The sequence below is a fragment of the Thalassotalea sp. Sam97 genome (genome assembly GCF_041379765.1).
Taxonomy (GTDB): Bacteria; Pseudomonadota; Gammaproteobacteria; order Enterobacterales; family Alteromonadaceae; genus Thalassotalea_A; species Thalassotalea_A maritima.
Genome location: NZ_CP166919.1, coordinates 1 through 17,771 on the forward strand (window position 1 = coordinate 1; position 17,771 = coordinate 17,771).

Below are 17,771 nucleotides of genomic sequence, written 5' to 3' on the forward strand. Positions count from 1 at the left end.
ACATACAGCAAAGGGCTACATATCCACGCTAAATGCCGATAAAGCAATGCGTTAGCTACACAAGATGATCAATTTCATCGACACTTCGTTTATACTTCACCCCATATAAAATAATTGTTTTAACGGCAACTTTATTATGTCCGATACTATTTCTAGCAATACAGAAACCATTGCTGCACAAGCTACCGCACCAGGTCGTGGTGGTGTTGGTATTATTCGTGTTTCAGGTCCTTTAGCGACCAAAGCAGCGTCACATTTACTTGGTAAAGTACCAACGGTGAGAAAAGCAGAGTACTTGCCTTTTTTCGATCAACAACAGCAGGTCATAGATCAAGGCATTGCGCTATTTTTCCAAGGCCCTAATTCGTTTACTGGTGAGGATGTATTGGAGCTACAAGGTCATGGTGGACCGGTTATTCTTGATATGCTTCTAAACCACATATTGAGTTTAGATGGCATCCGTATGGCACGTCCCGGTGAGTTTTCAGAGCAAGCATTTATTAATGACAAACTGGATTTAACGCAAGCTGAAGCCATCGCAGATTTAATCAACTCCAGCTCAGAACAAGCCGCAAGAGCAGCTTTACATTCACTACAAGGTGACTTCTCTAAGCTGGTACACCAACTGGTTGACGAAGTTATTCACTTGCGTATGTATGTCGAGGCTGCCATTGATTTCCCTGAAGAAGAAATCGATTTCCTAGCCGATGACAAGGTAGGCGCGGATCTTCAGCAAATCATCAATAAAGTCGCTAGTGTATTAAAACAAGCACAACAAGGCGCCATCATTCGCGAAGGTATGCGAGTGGTTATTGCTGGCCGGCCAAATGCAGGTAAATCCAGCTTGCTTAATGCCCTCAGTGGCAAAGACTCCGCAATTGTTACCGATATTGAAGGTACCACTCGCGATGTTCTATCTGAACAGATCCACATCGATGGCATGCCCTTACATATCATTGATACCGCTGGTTTACGTGAATCGCCTGACAGGGTGGAACAAATAGGTATTGAGCGCGCTTGGAAAGAAATAGAGCAAGCTGACCGAGTATTATTGATGATCGAGTCGGGTAAAGGTGAAAGTAAAAATCCACAACAGTTTTGGCCAGAGTTTTTCGAGCGACTGCCAAAGGATTTAGGGCTTACGGTAGTTAAAAATAAAGCCGATATTAGCGGTATGAAAACCGGATCGAGTATCGAACACGGTAATGAAACCATTACGTTATCGGCAATGACAGGTGACGGTGTTGATGCGTTAAAAGAGCATTTGAAGCAAATTATGGGCTACCAAGGCTCAACAGAAGGCAGCTTTATGGCACGCCGTCGACACATCAGTGCCCTTGAAAAAGCTCAGCAGCACTTACAAGTAGGCCAAGACCAGCTACAGTCTTTTGTAGCTGGCGAGATACTGGCTGAAGAGCTACGCATATGCCAGCAACATCTAAACGAAATCACCGGTGAATTCACCTCGGATGATTTACTCGGTCAAATTTTCTCTTCGTTTTGTATAGGAAAATAGCCGAATTAAATTTAACGACAGTGCTTTATAAAGGTAACATCATCACATACAGGTGATGTTACCGATAACAAATAACGACCATATTAGCTATGTAAACACAGCCTAATAAGCGTCAATAACGGCGCTGAAAAACAAATTTAACCGTAAAATAAATCAGCAAAATCCCCTACTCGCCTACATACTTTACCCTGTAACTCACCATCTGTAGGCACGAAATAACCGTAAAATAAGGATAGCAAATGTCATCATTTCAAATCATTGTTGGCTCAATGTTGGGCAATACAGAGTACGTTGCAGAGGCTGCACAAGCAGCATTAGAAGAGCTCGGTCATCAGACAGTGATGCATTTTCAGCCAGATTTCTCAGCGATCGACAAGCAAGATCAAATATGGCTATTTTGTACATCAACTCATGGCGCTGGTGATTTTCCAGAAAACATCGAGATCTTTATCCACGATCTAAAACAAAGCGATCACAACTTTAGCGATCACCCCTTTTTAGTTATCGCAGTCGGTGACAGTAACTACGACACCTTCTGCATGGCTGGAAAGTCTATATATAACATGATGTTAGATAAAGGCGCCAAATCACTATCAGATACTTTTTGTATTGATATGGTTGAAATAGATGATCCAGAAGCTGCTGCCGATCAGTTTATCCGATCAATAAGTGATCACTTATAAATAACTTATACACAATTTACGATCCGAAAATAATCTTCTGTGAATAAATCTGGGGGAAAGGTATTAATTTTCTATTATTATTCAGTGTTCAAAATAAATCATGGATCTGCTTGTGGATAAAACAAGGTTTTGATCATAGCTTTCAAGGGACTTGATCAACCCTTGATCACAGCAAGTGATCTTATCTATCGCTATGATTTATATGGTTAATTTACCGTTATACACAGAGATCGTTGGATCTAATAAGAGATAATAATAAGATCTTTATATAGATCTTTATATATTATTTAAGATCGAGTGGAATTTCGATTTTCGATCTTTTTAACATTTTGATCATTTCCCTAACCAACAAATAACGGTACAATTAGCACCCTTTTGATTAAGATGAATTGAGGCATTTAATAAATGTGGTATCAAGATAACTTCGACGTTATTGTTATTGGTGGTGGTCATGCTGGTACAGAAGCCTGTTTAGCTGCAGCCCGTATGGGATGTAAGACCCTATTGTTAACACACAATATCGATACCCTAGGTGCTATGTCATGTAACCCTGCCATTGGTGGTATCGGTAAAGGCCATTTAGTAAAAGAAATTGATGCACTTGGTGGATTAATGGCAGAAGCGATTGATCACTCAGGGATCCAGTTTCGTACCTTAAATTCATCTAAAGGCCCAGCCGTTCGTGCGACTCGTGCACAAGCAGATCGTTTGTTGTACAAAGCATACGTGCGTAACTATCTTGAAAACCAAGAAAATTTAACTATTTTCCAACAAGCATGTAGTGATCTTATTTTTGAAGGTGATCGTGTTGTTGGCGTAAACACCGAAATGGGCTTGAAGTTTAAAGGCCAAAGTATTGTGTTAACGGTTGGTACTTTCCTTGCTGGTCAAATTCATATTGGTTTAAATAATTATCAAGGCGGTCGCGCAGGCGATCCGGCATCAACGAGTTTAGCGGCTCGCTTACGTGATATGCCATTTAGAATCGATCGCTTAAAAACGGGCACACCACCGCGCTTAGATGCGAGAACCCTAGATTTCTCACAAATGCAGGCTCAGCCAGGTGACGCGCCGGTACCGACATTTTCTTTTATGGGTAAAGCGGCTCATCATCCGCAGCAAATTAATTGCTACATCACTCATACCAACGATAAAACTCACGAGATCATTCGTGCAGGTTTAGATCGTTCACCAATGTACACAGGTGTTATTGAGGGTGTTGGCCCACGTTATTGCCCATCGATCGAAGATAAGATCATGCGCTTTAGCGACAAACAATCGCATCAGATCTTTGTTGAACCAGAAGGGTTAACAACCCATGAAATTTACCCTAATGGTATCTCAACAAGTTTACCGTTTGATGTACAAATGAATTTAGTGCGTTCAATTAAAGGTTTTGAAAATGCGGTAATCACCCGTCCAGGTTATGCGATTGAATACGATTTCTTCGATCCGCGTGATTTACAACAAACCTTAGAAAGTAAGTTTATTGAAAACTTATTCTTTGCGGGTCAAATTAACGGTACCACGGGTTATGAAGAAGCCGGTGCACAAGGCTTAATCGCTGGTTTAAACGCAGCGTGCCGTGCACAGGGTAAAGATGGCTGGACACCAGGTCGAGAGCAAGCCTACATGGGCGTATTGATTGATGACTTGTCGACTTTGGGCACCAAAGAACCATATCGTATGTTTACCTCTCGCGCTGAATACCGCTTGTTGTTACGTGAAGATAACGCTGATATTCGTTTAACTGCGAAAGGCCGAGAACTAGGTTTGATTAGCGATCAACGTTGGGCACGCTTTAATGAAAAGCTTGAAAATATCGAACTAGAGCGTCAACGCTTGCGTAGTACTTGGATCCATAAAGATCATGTTGCAGTCGATAAGCTTAATCCAATGTTAAAAACACCATTAGCTCGCGAAACAAACTTGGAAGATTTATTGCGTCGTCCTGAAACACGCTATGAAGATTTGATGTCAATCGCAGAGCTGGGACCGGGCATTGACGACAAACAAGCGGCAGAGCAGGTCGAGATCCAAACCAAATACCAAGGTTATATTGATCGTCAATTAGATGAAATTGACAAGAAAAAGCGTCATGAAAATACGGTAATACCGACCGATTTTGATTATTCGAAAATATCTGGTTTATCAAATGAAGTCGTTGCCAAATTAACAGATGCTAAACCTGAAACCTTAGGCAAGGCATCGCGTATTTCAGGTATTACTCCTGCGGCAATTTCACTGCTTTTGGTTTACTTGAAAAAACACGGTTTATTGCGCAAAAGCGCTTAACCGCGACAGACAACATCAAGGTCCGCCAAGTGCGGACCTTTTTATTAGCTAGCGAAGATTAAATCTTTATTCTGGCAAGCCTTCGAGATAAACTATAGCGCTAGGCTAATAGTAACCAATTTCTATTCCAATACTGAGGTCCACGATGGATTTAACTGCCAACTTACAAGCCCTACTTAAGCAAACTGATTTAGTGTTATCAGATCAGCAAATTGCCAAATTAGTTGGCTATGTTGAACTCCTTGATAAGTGGAATAAAGCATACAACTTAACGTCGGTTCGCAATCCACAAGACATGCTGGTTAAGCATATCCTAGATTCGCTTGTAAATGGTCCGCACTTGCAAGGTGAGCGTTTTATTGATGTTGGTACAGGTCCTGGTTTGCCAGGCATCCCATTAGCGATCATGTACCCAGAAAAACAATTTGTTTTGCTAGACAGTTTAGGTAAGCGCGTGACGTTTTTAAAACAAGTGGTGTTTCAACTAAAACTCGACAATGTTACGCCGGTGCAATCACGAGTAGAACAATATCCTGCTGAACCTGGTTTCGATGGCGTATTATCGCGCGCCTTTGCATCGCTTGAAGATATGCTGAGCTGGTGCAAACACTTAGTAGCGGAACATGGCAAATTTTATGCGTTAAAAGGCGTCTATCCTGCCGATGAGCTGGCTAAATTACCAGACGATATCGAGTTGGTAAAATCGACTAGCCTGCAAGTACCAGAGCTTGAAGGTGAACGCCATTTAATCGAATTGAAATTGCGTGAAAGTTAAAAAATAATTCACCACTGACTTAAAAAATTTGCTAAGTTAGTCAAGTTGACAGACTAATTTATAAACAATCGATATTTTAGATTTATTTAACGGGGAACACGTGGCTAAAACCATTGCAATTGCCAACCAAAAAGGCGGTGTTGGTAAAACCACCACATCGGTAAACCTTGCTGCATCGCTTGCTGCAACAAAGCGACGCGTATTACTTATTGATTTAGACCCGCAAGGTAATGCAACCATGGGCAGTGGCGTCGACAAGTACGAAGTACACGCTACTAGCTACGAGTTGTTGATTGATGAAAAGCCCCTAAACGAGGTAGTCTGTAAAGATACTTCGGGCGGTTACGATTTAGTTGCTGCAAATGCTGATGTAACGGCTGCTGAAATCAAGTTAATGGAAGTATTTGCACGTGAGTTACGTTTACGTCATTCATTAGAGCCATTTGCTGACCATTACGATTTTATAATTATTGATTGTCCTCCATCACTTAACATGCTGACCGTAAACGCTATGGGTGCGGCAGATTCGGTATTGGTGCCAATGCAATGTGAATATTATGCATTGGAAGGCTTAACGGCGTTGATGGATACGATTTCTAAGTTATCATCTGTCGTTAATAAGGATCTTCACATTGAAGGGATCCTGCGCACTATGTATGATCCTCGAAACCGATTAGCCAATGACGTATCTGAGCAGTTAAAACGTCATTTTGGTGACTTGGTTTATCGAACTGTGATCCCAAGAAACGTTCGTTTAGCAGAAGCGCCATCTTTTGGTGCACCTGCCATGTATTACGACAAATCAGCATCAGGTGCTAAAGCCTATTTGGCGCTAGCTGGTGAACTTATCAAACGTCAAGCGCAACCAGCCTCGGTTGCCTAACAAGTATTAGTAAAACGAAAGGATAGCAATGAGCAGCTCAAAGCGTCGTGGCCTTGGCCGTGGATTAGATGCCCTGTTAACATCAGCTCCAAGAAAACAACCTGAACAAGCAGAGGTTGTTGCTGAGCCAAGCGACTTACAAAAACTGCCTATTGAATTTCTTCAGCCTGGTAAATATCAGCCACGTAAAGATATGTCACAGCAAGCGCTGGAAGATTTAGCAAATTCAATTAAAGCGCAAGGTATTATCCAACCTATCGTGGTTCGTCCTCTTGCCCAAGAGCAATATGAAATTATCGCTGGTGAGCGTCGTTGGCGCGCAGCGCAACTTGCGCAAATGGATACAGTACCGGTCATCATTAAAGATGTACCTGATGAATCTGCTGTTGCTATCGCTTTGATTGAAAATATTCAGCGTGAAGATCTTAATGCCATGGAAGAAGCCGTGGCACTAGAACGCCTATTACAAGAATTTGAACTGACTCATCAAGAAGTTGCCACTGCCGTTGGTAAATCACGTACTACTGTAACCAATTTATTGCGTCTAAATAGCCTAAACGATGAAGTAAAAACCTTCCTTGAAAATGGCGACATTGAAATGGGACACGCTCGCGCACTATTGGCGCTTGAGGGTGAGCAGCAAACCAATACCGCAAGAACGGTAGCGGCCAAAGATTTAACCGTACGTGAAACAGAAAAACTCATCAAGAAAGTTCTACAGCCTGAAGCTGTAAAGACTCCTACAGAAAAAGACGCGAATACCCTGAAATTAGAGCAATCATTGGCAGAACGTATCGGCTCGCCAGTGACGATTAAGCATAACAAGAAAGGCAAAGGGCAAATGGTTATCTCTTATGCCTCACTTGATGAGCTTGATGGCATACTATCGAAAATTCGATGAACGGGTAACAAAATTCATTGTTAAATGACAACGGCTATAGCGTCGACGACAGGCATTATTATATGTCTAAAATTGTTGCCAAATTGCCGTAATGTGTGGGCCGTAAAAGTTGCAAAAAAGCTGTAAATCAGTATACTTGCGCACGCGTTTGACTAGAAAAAAGTCAACCACAAAAAAATAAGGCTTTATTGCGCAGTTTCTTGGGAGTTTCCGGTGACAAATGTATTAACGAAACCGGGTAAAAAATATGCTTACACACAATTGCTTATGCAGTTGTTGGTTACCCTCCTGAGTTCTGTAACAGTTTATTTAAATTGGGGATTTTCTCCTGCTGTATCGGCATTAGTCGGTGGTGCGGTGAGTATAGTCCCTAATTTTATATTTGCTCTAAAAGCATTTCGCTATGCTGGAGCGCGCCAGGCAAAACAAGTTGTCGATTCGTTTTACTCTGGTGTGAAGCTAAAAATGATGGTGACAGCAATTTTATTTGCATTGTCGTTCAAGTTTCTTGAATTACATCAGTTAGCATTTTTTGCGACGTTTTCCTTGGCTATGGTAGCGCCCTTCGTGACTGCCGTGGTTAATAAAATTTTTAACTTTAACTTACAATAACTAGGATAGAAGATGGCTGCAGATACAGGCTCTTATATCAAACACCATTTGACCAATGCGCAAATGTGTGTCAACGACGGTGGCATCGCTTTTAACAAAGCATGTGCCGATGCAGGTTTTTGGACTGTGCATGTTGATACCTTGGGCTGGTCAATTGTTCTTGGTTTGATTTTTCTACTTTCATTTCGCTCAGTAGCGAAAAAAGCAACCACTGGTGTTCCCGGCAAATGGCAATGTGCTGTGGAAATGGTCGTTGAATTTGTCGACAAGAGTGTTAAAGAAACATTCCACGGCAAAAACAACCTAATCGCGCCACTTTCCTTAACTATTTTTGTTTGGGTTCTACTAATGAACGCCATGGACTGGGTACCAGTTGATTGGATCCCTACCATTGCAGGTGCTATTGGCCAATACGGTTTTGGTATGGACCCTCACGATGTATACATCAAGTCAGTACCTACCACTGATATGAACATGACGTTCGCGCTATCTATTGGTGTATTCTTCCTAATCATTTACTACTCAATTAAAGTGAAAGGCGTTGGTGGCTTCATGAAAGAGCTTACTTTACAGCCATTTAACCACTGGGCATTCATCCCTGTGAACTTTATTCTTGAGTCAGTTACCCTTATCGCGCGTCCAGTGTCATTAGCACTACGTTTGTTCGGTAACTTGTACGCTGGTGAGTTGATCTTCATCTTGATCGCAACCATTGGTTTATTCCAATTACCAGTGCACTTCTTGTGGGCAGCGTTCCACTTGTTAGTAATTCCTCTTCAAGCGTTCATTTTCATGATGTTAACCATCGTGTATTTGAGCTTAGCGCATGAAGATCACTAACTCTTCGGGATTGAGTTAGAACATAACCATACGGTTATCACCCGAAGGGTAAAAGAGCACGGATGCTCGGAAAACAAATTTAATTTTTATTAAATACTTTAATTTTAATTTTTTAACTTTAACTAACTATAAAATAACTGGAGATACACATGTTATATATTGCTGTTGCTCTACTAATCGGCTTAGGTGCACTAGGTACTGCGATTGGTTTCGGTCTATTAGGTGGCAAATTCCTTGAGTCTGCTGCTCGTCAACCTGAACTAGCTCCACAGCTTCAAGTTAAAATGTTCATCGTAGCTGGTCTAATCGATGCGATCGCGATGATCGGTGTTGGTATCGGTCTATATCTACTATTCGCTGTTGGTGCATAAGACAAACCTTAACCCTTTGCGAATTAACTAGATATTAGGAGATACGAATATGAATATGAATGCTACCTTAATCGGTGAATCTATTGCATTTATCGTATTTGTGATCTTTTGTATGAAGTTTGTATGGCCGCCAATTATGGCTGCTATCGAAGATCGTCAAAAGACTATTGCTGACGGCCTTGCTGCTTCTGAGCGTGCAGAGAAAGATCTTGAGTTAGCTCAAGAGAAAGCTGCTGCACAGCTTAAAGAAGCGAAAGCTCAAGCTGCAGAAATCATTGAAGCTGCGAAAAAACGTGAAGCACAAATGATGGATGAAGCAACTGAGAAAGCCCAAGCTGAGCGCGATAAAATCATCGCATCAGGTCAAGCAGAAATTGAATCAGAGCGTAACCGCGCACGTGAAGAGCTACGTCAACAAGTAGCAACTCTAGCTGTAGCTGGTGCTGAGAAAATTCTTGAACGCTCTATTGATGGCGCTGCGCACAGCGACATCCTAGACAAACTAGTTGCTGAACTTTAAGAGAGGATTGAGCTATGTCTGAATTGACTACCATTGCTCGTCCTTACGCTAAAGCAGCGTTCGAATATGCCGTTGAAGCTCAAGCGATTAACGCTTGGTTAGAGATGCTAGTGTTTGCATCTGAAGTAAGCCAAAACGAAACTATGGCCAAGTACCTTTCTGGTGGTTTGGCTACGGAACAAATCACAGATTTGTTCCTTAAAGTTTGTGGCGAACAGCTAAACGACAAAGGTCAAAACTTTATTAAGGTGATGGCTGAAAACGGACGCTTGTTGGTGCTACCACAGGTAGTTGCTCAATTTGCTGAGCTAAAAGCAGAATATGAGCAGGAAGTATCTGTAGATGTAGCGTCTGCGGTAGAACTAAGCGCAGAACAAGTAACTACATTGAGCGCCGCGCTTGAAAAGCGTCTGGCTCGCAAAGTTAAGCTAAATTGCACAGTCGATGCCACCATCGTTTCTGGTCTTGTAATCAAGGCAGGTGACATGGTAATTGATGGTTCAGTACGTGGTAAACTGAATCGTTTGGCTAATACATTGCAATCCTAATCGGGGAAATGAGCATGCAATTGAATTCCACTGAAATCGCTGAATTGATCAAAGGTCGTATCGATCAATTCGACGTTGTAAGTGAAGCTCGTAACGAAGGTACTATCGTTTCTGTAACAGACGGTATCATTCGCATTCACGGCCTTGCAGATGTAATGCAAGGTGAGATGATCGAACTTCCTGGCAACCGTTTTGCTATCGCGTTAAACCTTGACCGTGATTCGGTAGGTGCGGTAGTAATGGGTCCTTATGCGGACCTTGCTGAAGGCGTAAAAGTAAAAGGTACTGGCCGTATTTTGGAAGTACCAGTAGGTCGTGGCCTGTTAGGTCGCGTTGTTAACACTCTAGGTGAGCCAATTGATGGTAAAGGCCCTATCGACAACGATGGCTTTGCTCCAGTTGAAGTTGTAGCACCAGGTGTTATCGATCGTAAGTCAGTTGACCAACCAGTACAAACTGGTATCAAGTCAATCGACTCAATGATTCCAATCGGTCGTGGTCAGCGTGAGCTTATCATCGGTGACCGTCAGGTTGGTAAATCTGCGATCGCACTAGATGCAATCATCAACCAGAAAGACACTGGTATTAAGTCTATCTACGTAGCTATTGGTCAAAAAGCATCAACAGTTGCTAACGTAGTACGTTCTCTAGAAGAGCACGGCGCTCTTGAGAACACGATTGTTGTTGTTGCAACTGCTTCTGAAGCGGCAGCACTACAATACTTAGCACCATACGCTGGTTGTACTATGGGTGAATACTTCCGTGACCGCGGTGAAGATGCCCTAATCGTATACGATGATTTGTCTAAGCAAGCTGTTGCTTACCGTCAAATCTCACTACTACTTCGTCGTCCTCCAGGACGTGAAGCATTCCCAGGTGACGTATTCTACCTTCACTCACGTCTACTAGAGCGTGCTGCTCGTGTAAACGAAGAGTATGTAGAGAAGTTCACTAATGGTGAAGTTAAAGGTAAGACTGGTTCACTAACTGCTCTACCTATCATTGAAACACAAGCTGGTGACGTATCTGCGTTCGTTCCTACAAACGTAATCTCAATCACCGATGGTCAGATCTTCCTTGAGTCTAACCTATTCAACGCTGGTATCCGTCCTGCTGTAAACGCAGGTATCTCGGTATCTCGTGTTGGTGGTGCAGCTCAAACTAAGATCATCAAGAAGCTTGGTGGTGGTATTCGTCTAGCACTTGCTCAATACGCAGAACTAGCTGCGTTCGCTCAGTTCGCATCAGATCTTGATGACGCAACTCGTGCACAACTTGAGCACGGTCAGCGCGTTACCGAACTAATGAAGCAAAAGCAATACAGCCCGCTTTCTGTGGCTGAAACTGCTGTTTCATTGTTCGCAGCGGAAAAAGGCTATTTAACTGACATCGAAATCAACAAGATTGGCGATTTCGAAGCAGCGCTACTTAGCTACGCGAATAACGAACACGCTGAGCTTATGACTACCATCAACGAAACTGGCAACTACGATAAAGATATCGAAGCAGGTTTAAACAAGTTACTTGAAACTTTCAAGTCAACTCAAACCTGGTAATTAACAGTTTTCGGAGACAATAGTCATGGCCGTCGGTAAAGAAATTAAAGACAAGATTGGAAGTGTAAAAAATACACAGAAAATCACCAGCGCAATGGAAATGGTTGCTGCATCGAAAATGCGTCGTGCGCAAGATCAGATGTCGTCAACTCGTCCATACGCTGAGAAAATCAGAAACGTGATCGGTCATATTGCATGCGGTCAGCTTGAATACCGCCATCCTTATTTGGAAGAGCGTCAAGCGAAGCGTGTAGGCTATATCGTAATTTCTACCGACCGTGGTCTTTGTGGTGGCTTAAACGTTAACTTGTTCAAACAGGTCTTAAAAGACTCAGCCAAATGGCAAGAACAAGGCGCTGAAGTAGAGTTTGCATTAATAGGTTCTAAAGCCTCAGCATTCTTTTCAAGCTTCGGCGCGAACGTAACCGCACAAAAATCCGGTTTAGGCGACAATCCTTCAGTTACTGATTTAATCGGTTCTGTTAAGGTGATGTTAGACGCCTATGATAAAGGTGAAATCGACCGTTTGTTCGTTGTGTACAATAAGTTTGAAAACACAATGAGCCAAAAGCCGACAATCGATCAATTGTTACCTTTGCCTAAGTCTGATGAAGACGAAATTGCTCACCGTTGGGACTACATCTACGAGCCAGATGCGCAAGCATTGCTTGACCAATTATTGGTTCGTTACGTTGAGTCTCAAGTATACCAAGGCGTGGTTGAAAACCTAGCGTCTGAACAAGCTGCTCGTATGGTTGCGATGAAAGCCGCAACTGACAACGCAGGCAGCCTAATTGATGACCTTCAATTGGTATACAACAAAGCGCGTCAAGCGGCGATCACTCAAGAGCTGGGTGAAATCGTAGCTGGTGCAGCAGCGGTATAGGCAGAGTTTAATTAATAGTTTAGAGGAATAAACATGAGTGCAGGTAAAATCGTGTCAGTAATTGGCGCAGTTGTGGACGTAGAGTTTCCACAAAATGCTGTACCTCAGGTATATGACGCATTGAACATCACTGAAGGTGACCTAGCTGGCCGCGTACTTGAAGTACAGCAGCAATTAGGCGGTGGCGTAGTACGTACTATCGCTATGGGTTCATCTGACGGTTTGCGTCGTGGTCTGAATGTAGAAAATACCGGTAACCCAATCCAAGTACCAGTTGGTACTGCGACTCTTGGTCGTATCATGGACGTATTGGGTAACCCAATCGATGAAGCTGGTGATATCCCAACTGAAGAGCGTTGGACTATTCACCGTGAAGCTCCATCTTATGAAGATCAATCAAACAGCAACGAACTACTAGAGACTGGTATCAAGGTTATCGACCTTGTATGTCCATTCGCTAAAGGTGGTAAAGTTGGTCTATTCGGTGGTGCCGGTGTTGGTAAAACCGTAAACATGATGGAACTTATCCGTAACATCGCAATCGAGCACAGCGGTTTCTCTGTATTCGCTGGTGTTGGTGAGCGTACTCGTGAAGGTAACGATTTCTATCATGAAATGAGCGAATCTAACGTACTTGATAAAGTAGCGCTAGTATACGGTCAGATGAATGAGCCACCGGGTAACCGTCTTCGTGTTGCGATGACTGGTCTAACTATGGCTGAGAAATTCCGTGACGAAGGTCGTGACGTTCTATTCTTCGTAGATAACATCTACCGTTACACCCTAGCGGGTACTGAGGTATCGGCACTTCTAGGTCGTATGCCATCAGCGGTAGGTTACCAGCCAACTCTTGCAGAAGAGATGGGTGTACTACAAGAGCGTATTACGTCAACTAAGACTGGTTCAATCACTTCAATCCAAGCGGTATACGTACCTGCGGATGACTTGACTGACCCTTCTCCAGCGACAACCTTCGCTCACTTAGATGCAACTGTTGTACTTTCTCGTGACATCGCTGCGCAAGGTATCTACCCTGCAATCGATCCACTAGATTCTACTTCTCGTCAGCTTGACCCACTAGTTGTTGGTAACGAGCACTACGACGTAGCACGTGGCGTACAGTCTACTCTACAACGTTACAAAGAACTTAAAGATATCATCGCTATCCTAGGTATGGACGAGCTTTCTGAAGAAGATAAGCAAACTGTTGCCCGTGCCCGTAAGATTGAGCGTTTCTTATCTCAACCGTTCTTCGTTGCTGAAGTATTCACTGGTTCACCAGGTAAGTACGTATCGCTTAAAGATACTATTTCAGGCTTCAAGGGCATCCTAGCGGGTGAACACGATGACCTACCAGAACAAGCGTTCTACATGGTTGGTTCGATCGAAGAAGCTATCGAAAAAGCGAAGAGCATGTAATTCGGCCTAAAGTTAGGTTCAGGAGACGAATATGGCAGCCATGACCACACATTTGGATGTAGTAAGTGCAGAAGAGAGCTTATTCTCTGGTCGCGTTGAATCATTGCAAATTACGGGTAGTGAAGGTGAGCTAGGTATTATGCCTGGTCACGCACCTTTGTTAACTACACTTAAACCAGGTATGGCGCGTATTGTTAAACAGCATGGCGAAGAAGAGGTAATTTACCTTTCAGGCGGCATGCTGGAAGTTCAACCGGGTTCAGTTACCGTATTGGCAGACGTTGCCGTACGCGGTGGTGAGCTGGATGAACAAGCTGCTTTAGAAGCCAAGCAACGTGCAGAAGAGCACATTGCCAACGCATCAGCTGATGTTGATTATGCAGAAGTTGCTGCAGAGCTAGCCAGAGCGGTAGCGCAATTACGTGTTATCCAGGAAGCAAACAAGTACAGAAAGTAAGCGATTACTTCTTGTTAAAAAGGCGCCATTAGGCGCCTTTTTTGTATCTATTGTTTTTTAAATGGATAAATGTTATCGTCGAAAAATGCGCTGTCATTGCGGCTAAGGTCGCAACCTAGCTGAGTAATAGAGTGTATCTAAAGTCACCCCACCATTTATACCAATCAACTAAATACATCGCATCTAATTCACATTTATTTTACACTTCGGGCAGTAATATAAGAAACGTGTTTATCAATCTTATTTAAACTGCTTATGAAATTTATCAAAATTAGTGTATCCATTATTGTATTACTCGCATTTGCTGTTTTTCTCTTGGCCTATTCATTTAGGCTTGGCATTGGCACACCGAATGATACTTATCAGGCGCAACCCGTTTACTCGCCAAATGGTGCCATTGCAACGAGTCAGCCATTGGCAAGTCAGGCCGGTATGCGTGTACTACAGAATGGTGGAAATGCAGTGGATGCTGCCGTTGCAGCTGCCGCGGTACTTAGTGTGGTTGAACCTTATATGACCGGCATTGGTGGAGACATGTTCGCCATACTTTGGTCTGAAGCAGATCAAAAGCTCATCGGTATTAATGGTAGCGGTTATGCTGGCTCGTTGATGAATAAGGAAGTTTTCGGTGACAGGAGTAAAGTCGATGATGAAGGCGCGTTATCAATCACATTACCCGGTGCACTTGGCGGCTGGGCAAAATTACTTGAGGAACATGGCACTATTACACTGTCAGAAGCGCTGCAACCTGCGATTGAACTCGCAGCTAATGGCTTTCCCATATCCGAAATAACAGCCAAAGAATGGGACATGTTTACCGGTAAGCTTGCGTATGATGAGGGGGCCCGAAAAACGTTTCTCATCGATAATGAAAGAGCTCCCATGCCTGGAGAGTGGTTCGTCAATCAAGATTATGCCAGTACACTGAAGTTAATAGCTGATCAAGGTATCGGCGTTTTATATGGTGGATCTTTAGGTAATAAGATAGCGGTACGAATACAAGAGTTGGGCGGTTTCATTACCGAGGATGATTTTGCCAACTATCAAGCTCAATGGATTGAACCAGTATCGGTGGAGTATCAAGGTTATCGTGTGTGGGAATTGCCTCCTAATGGTCAAGGCATTGCGGCATTGGAGATGTTAAAACTCCTTGAACCATATGACCTTAAAGCTATGGGGCACAATTCGGTTGATTATTTACACCACCTTATTGAAGCTAAAAAATTAGCTTACGCTAATCTTGAATATTACGTTGGCGACCCTGAGTTTATGCAAGTTACGCCTGAAAAACTTCTCTCTGACGAAGTCATAGAGAAACGGCGATTGCTTATTAATAGCGAGCAAGCCAGTGCGAGAGTCAACCCAGATAAGTCTTTAACAACCACAGAGACAACGTATATTAGTGTGACCGATAACCAGGGTAATATGGTGTCCTTTATCAATAGCTTAGCCGGCTCATTTGGTTCAGGTGTCGTTGTGCCTGGAACGGGCTTTGCCCTGCAAAATCGAGCGGTTGGTTTATCAATGAAACCCAATCGAGCAAATACTGTAGCTCCCGGCAGACGACCATTCCATACCATCATACCGGGATTCGTTACAAAAATAGGTACCGATGGTAAAGATACTCCTTGGCTAAGTTTTGGCATCGTTGGTGGAGCACAACAACCGCAAGCACATGTACAATTGCTACTTAATTTAATGCTGTTTGATATGAACCTGCAAGAAGCTATTGATGCTCCTCGATTTAGGCATTGGCAAGACAATCAAGTTAGCTTTGAATCTTCGATATCTGAAGATGTTGTCGACGGTTTGAGAAGCATGGGACACGCTCCACAAAACCCATTTATGGCGACAGCACAAAGCGTTTTTCTTGGCAATAATCGCGGTCTTATTTTTGGTGGAGGACAAGCGGTGATGAAATTAGATAAAGGATATATGGCAGCTTCGGATTCAAGAAGAGATAGAGCAGCAGCTGGGTATTAAACTCTTCTCTACAATTAAAAGTCTATTCGCCGCGATGGCTACCCTGAGGTGTGAAATAAAAAAGGCCAGTGCCTACTGGCGCTGACCTTTTTAAGTTAGTACATCTAAGCCACTATAAACTTAATGCTTTTCTCGCATTTCATGTCGTTGATGACCACGCGGCTTTTCTTGCCTGTGGTGCTGACGATGGTTAATCGCCTTGGCTTCACGCTTAACTTCGTGGCGCTTCACCTCATGGCGTTTTACTTCGTGACGTTTAATTTCACGGCGCTCTAGTTGTTTATGACGTTGAGGCTCGTGTTTACGCTCATGTACCTTGTGCTGTGGGCGTTTATGTTCACTCACTTTATGGTCGTTTACTTTATGATGCACTGGTTTTCGGTCACCTAAGCTAGGCTTACTGCCATGCTGTACTTTCACTGGTTGTGGGCGCTTAACCTCATGATGCACTTTATGCTTATTAAGCGCTTGTTCACGACGTAAGCGGCGATCATGGTGCTTATGCTGCCAACGGTGGCTATTGCTAACCGCTATTGGTTTACGTTGTCCACCTACGCTAATGTGCTCTTGGCGTCTGTCATAGTGACCATGGCTATACGACCTTTTGTGGCGAATATAATGGTGCTTATGACGATTGTAGTAGCGCTTATAGTAATGACGATGATGATCGTGATGATGCACTACCACATGGCCAAAGCGCCATTGCACACCAAATATAAACCAACCGTCGCTAATGGTAATCGCTGGCGACCAATGAAATGGCGAATGGTGGTGTCCGTGGTGGCGGTGGTGCGCATAATGCCAGTAAACAGGCGGAAACGCTGACCATGCCCAGTGTCCGTAGACTCTGCGGCTGTCATAATACGGCACGTACACGACTTCTTTTTGCACTGGCTGAATAATAATGGTTTGCTGATCTTGGCTTACCGTCATGTTGTCGATATTATTCAGCGTACCGGCATCCCAAGCTTTTTGACGTAGGCTTTGTACCGATGCCATCACTTGGTCTTCGTCAGTTAAGAACGCATCTCCCAGTTGCTCGGTCCAGCGTAGCTCACTGCTCATTTTATTCAGCACATCTTTAAATGGCAGTAACGCAATGATACTAGGGTCCCATTGCATCTCGTTGCCTTTGTCTATTAGCTGTTGCTTAGACAAGTGTTGATTGTTACTGACATAACGTTCAGCTTGCACCACCTCTAGAGGATAAGTACTGGCAACCAAAATATGCGTTAGTAGCGCATCTGGATATAGCGCAATAGGCGCCAGCATTTGTTCAAGCTCTGCTTGAGAGTATTGCTGTTGGCTCGCGGATACTGTCGCGTTATTTGCTTCACTGGCCTGAACACTAACTGTTGTTAGCGCTAAGCTTGCGGCAATCAATGCCAAACGGGCAATACCACGATGTCTTTGTTTGTTCATAACCACTCCTAATGGTTTTTCACGATTGCTTGCTAGTGTACAAAAGCCAAGCTGAACGGAATCTGAACATAGTATTTTTATTTTATGGATATAATTGATTAGCT

General features: G+C 43.3%; 17 protein-coding genes. 16 read left to right on the top strand and 1 reads right to left on the bottom strand.

Annotated elements, in window-relative coordinates; genetic code table 11:
- Positions 1-136: 136 nt before the first annotated feature.
- The 16 genes from mnmE to ggt all read left to right on the top strand — a co-directional run bounded on the left by mnmE (position 137) and on the right by ggt (position 16,245).
- A complete protein-coding gene (mnmE, locus tag ACAX20_RS00005) occupies positions 137-1,516 on the top strand; it encodes a tRNA uridine-5-carboxymethylaminomethyl(34) synthesis GTPase MnmE (RefSeq protein ID WP_371187440.1) in 1,380 nt (459 codons plus the stop codon).
- A 239-nt stretch (positions 1,517-1,755) separates the two neighbouring features.
- Positions 1,756-2,199 (top strand): flavodoxin domain-containing protein, encoded by a 444-nt coding sequence (locus ACAX20_RS00010; RefSeq protein WP_371187442.1) that lies wholly within the window; start codon positions 1,756-1,758, stop codon positions 2,197-2,199.
- Positions 2,200-2,604: 405 nt separating this feature from the next.
- Complete coding sequence (gene mnmG / locus ACAX20_RS00015) at positions 2,605-4,494, top strand: tRNA uridine-5-carboxymethylaminomethyl(34) synthesis enzyme MnmG (protein WP_371187443.1); 1,890 nt, start codon at positions 2,605-2,607, stop codon at positions 4,492-4,494.
- Between the two features lie 145 nt (positions 4,495-4,639).
- Positions 4,640-5,269, top strand: a complete 630-nt coding sequence (gene rsmG / locus ACAX20_RS00020; protein ID WP_371187445.1) for a 16S rRNA (guanine(527)-N(7))-methyltransferase RsmG — start codon at positions 4,640-4,642, stop codon at positions 5,267-5,269.
- A gap of 100 nt (positions 5,270-5,369) precedes the next feature.
- The gene (locus ACAX20_RS00025) at positions 5,370-6,152 is read left to right on the top strand and encodes a ParA family protein (protein ID WP_371187447.1); all 783 of its coding nucleotides are present in this window, start codon (positions 5,370-5,372) and stop codon (positions 6,150-6,152) included.
- Between the two features lie 28 nt (positions 6,153-6,180).
- Positions 6,181-7,053 (top strand): ParB/RepB/Spo0J family partition protein, encoded by an 873-nt coding sequence (locus tag ACAX20_RS00030; protein ID WP_371187449.1) that lies wholly within the window; start codon positions 6,181-6,183, stop codon positions 7,051-7,053.
- A 213-nt stretch (positions 7,054-7,266) separates the two neighbouring features.
- The gene (locus ACAX20_RS00035; RefSeq protein WP_371187451.1) at positions 7,267-7,665 is read left to right on the top strand and encodes an ATP synthase subunit I; all 399 of its coding nucleotides are present in this window, start codon (positions 7,267-7,269) and stop codon (positions 7,663-7,665) included.
- Positions 7,666-7,677: 12 nt separating this feature from the next.
- On the top strand, positions 7,678-8,505 hold the full coding sequence (atpB, locus tag ACAX20_RS00040; RefSeq protein ID WP_371187453.1) for a F0F1 ATP synthase subunit A: 828 nt from the start codon (positions 7,678-7,680) through the stop codon (positions 8,503-8,505).
- Positions 8,506-8,654: 149 nt separating this feature from the next.
- Complete coding sequence (atpE, locus tag ACAX20_RS00045) at positions 8,655-8,876, top strand: F0F1 ATP synthase subunit C (protein ID WP_089153031.1); 222 nt, start codon at positions 8,655-8,657, stop codon at positions 8,874-8,876.
- 49 nt (positions 8,877-8,925) lie between these two features.
- A complete protein-coding gene (gene atpF / locus ACAX20_RS00050) occupies positions 8,926-9,396 on the top strand; it encodes a F0F1 ATP synthase subunit B (RefSeq protein ID WP_371187455.1) in 471 nt (156 codons plus the stop codon).
- Positions 9,397-9,410: 14 nt separating this feature from the next.
- Positions 9,411-9,944: a F0F1 ATP synthase subunit delta gene (atpH, locus tag ACAX20_RS00055; RefSeq protein ID WP_371187457.1), complete on the top strand. Its 534-nt coding sequence runs from the start codon at positions 9,411-9,413 to the stop codon at positions 9,942-9,944.
- A gap of 14 nt (positions 9,945-9,958) precedes the next feature.
- Entirely contained in the window at positions 9,959-11,500 is a 1,542-nt protein-coding gene (gene atpA / locus ACAX20_RS00060; protein ID WP_290251932.1) for a F0F1 ATP synthase subunit alpha, read from the top strand.
- A gap of 25 nt (positions 11,501-11,525) precedes the next feature.
- Positions 11,526-12,386 carry a F0F1 ATP synthase subunit gamma gene (gene atpG / locus ACAX20_RS00065; protein WP_371187459.1) on the top strand — a complete coding sequence of 287 codons (861 nt, stop codon included), beginning with the start codon at positions 11,526-11,528 and terminating at the stop codon, positions 12,384-12,386.
- 33 nt (positions 12,387-12,419) lie between these two features.
- The gene (gene atpD, locus ACAX20_RS00070; RefSeq protein ID WP_371187461.1) at positions 12,420-13,805 is read left to right on the top strand and encodes a F0F1 ATP synthase subunit beta; all 1,386 of its coding nucleotides are present in this window, start codon (positions 12,420-12,422) and stop codon (positions 13,803-13,805) included.
- A 31-nt stretch (positions 13,806-13,836) separates the two neighbouring features.
- Entirely contained in the window at positions 13,837-14,262 is a 426-nt protein-coding gene (locus ACAX20_RS00075) for a F0F1 ATP synthase subunit epsilon (protein WP_290251935.1), read from the top strand.
- A gap of 255 nt (positions 14,263-14,517) precedes the next feature.
- The gene (ggt, locus tag ACAX20_RS00080) at positions 14,518-16,245 is read left to right on the top strand and encodes a gamma-glutamyltransferase (protein WP_371187463.1); all 1,728 of its coding nucleotides are present in this window, start codon (positions 14,518-14,520) and stop codon (positions 16,243-16,245) included.
- 120 nt (positions 16,246-16,365) lie between these two features.
- Here the strand turns inward: ggt and ACAX20_RS00085 are convergent, their stop codons facing one another.
- Positions 16,366-17,667: a DUF3300 domain-containing protein gene (locus ACAX20_RS00085; protein ID WP_371187465.1), complete on the bottom strand. Its 1,302-nt coding sequence runs from the start codon at positions 17,665-17,667 to the stop codon at positions 16,366-16,368.
- Between the last annotated feature and the right edge of the window lie 104 nt (positions 17,668-17,771).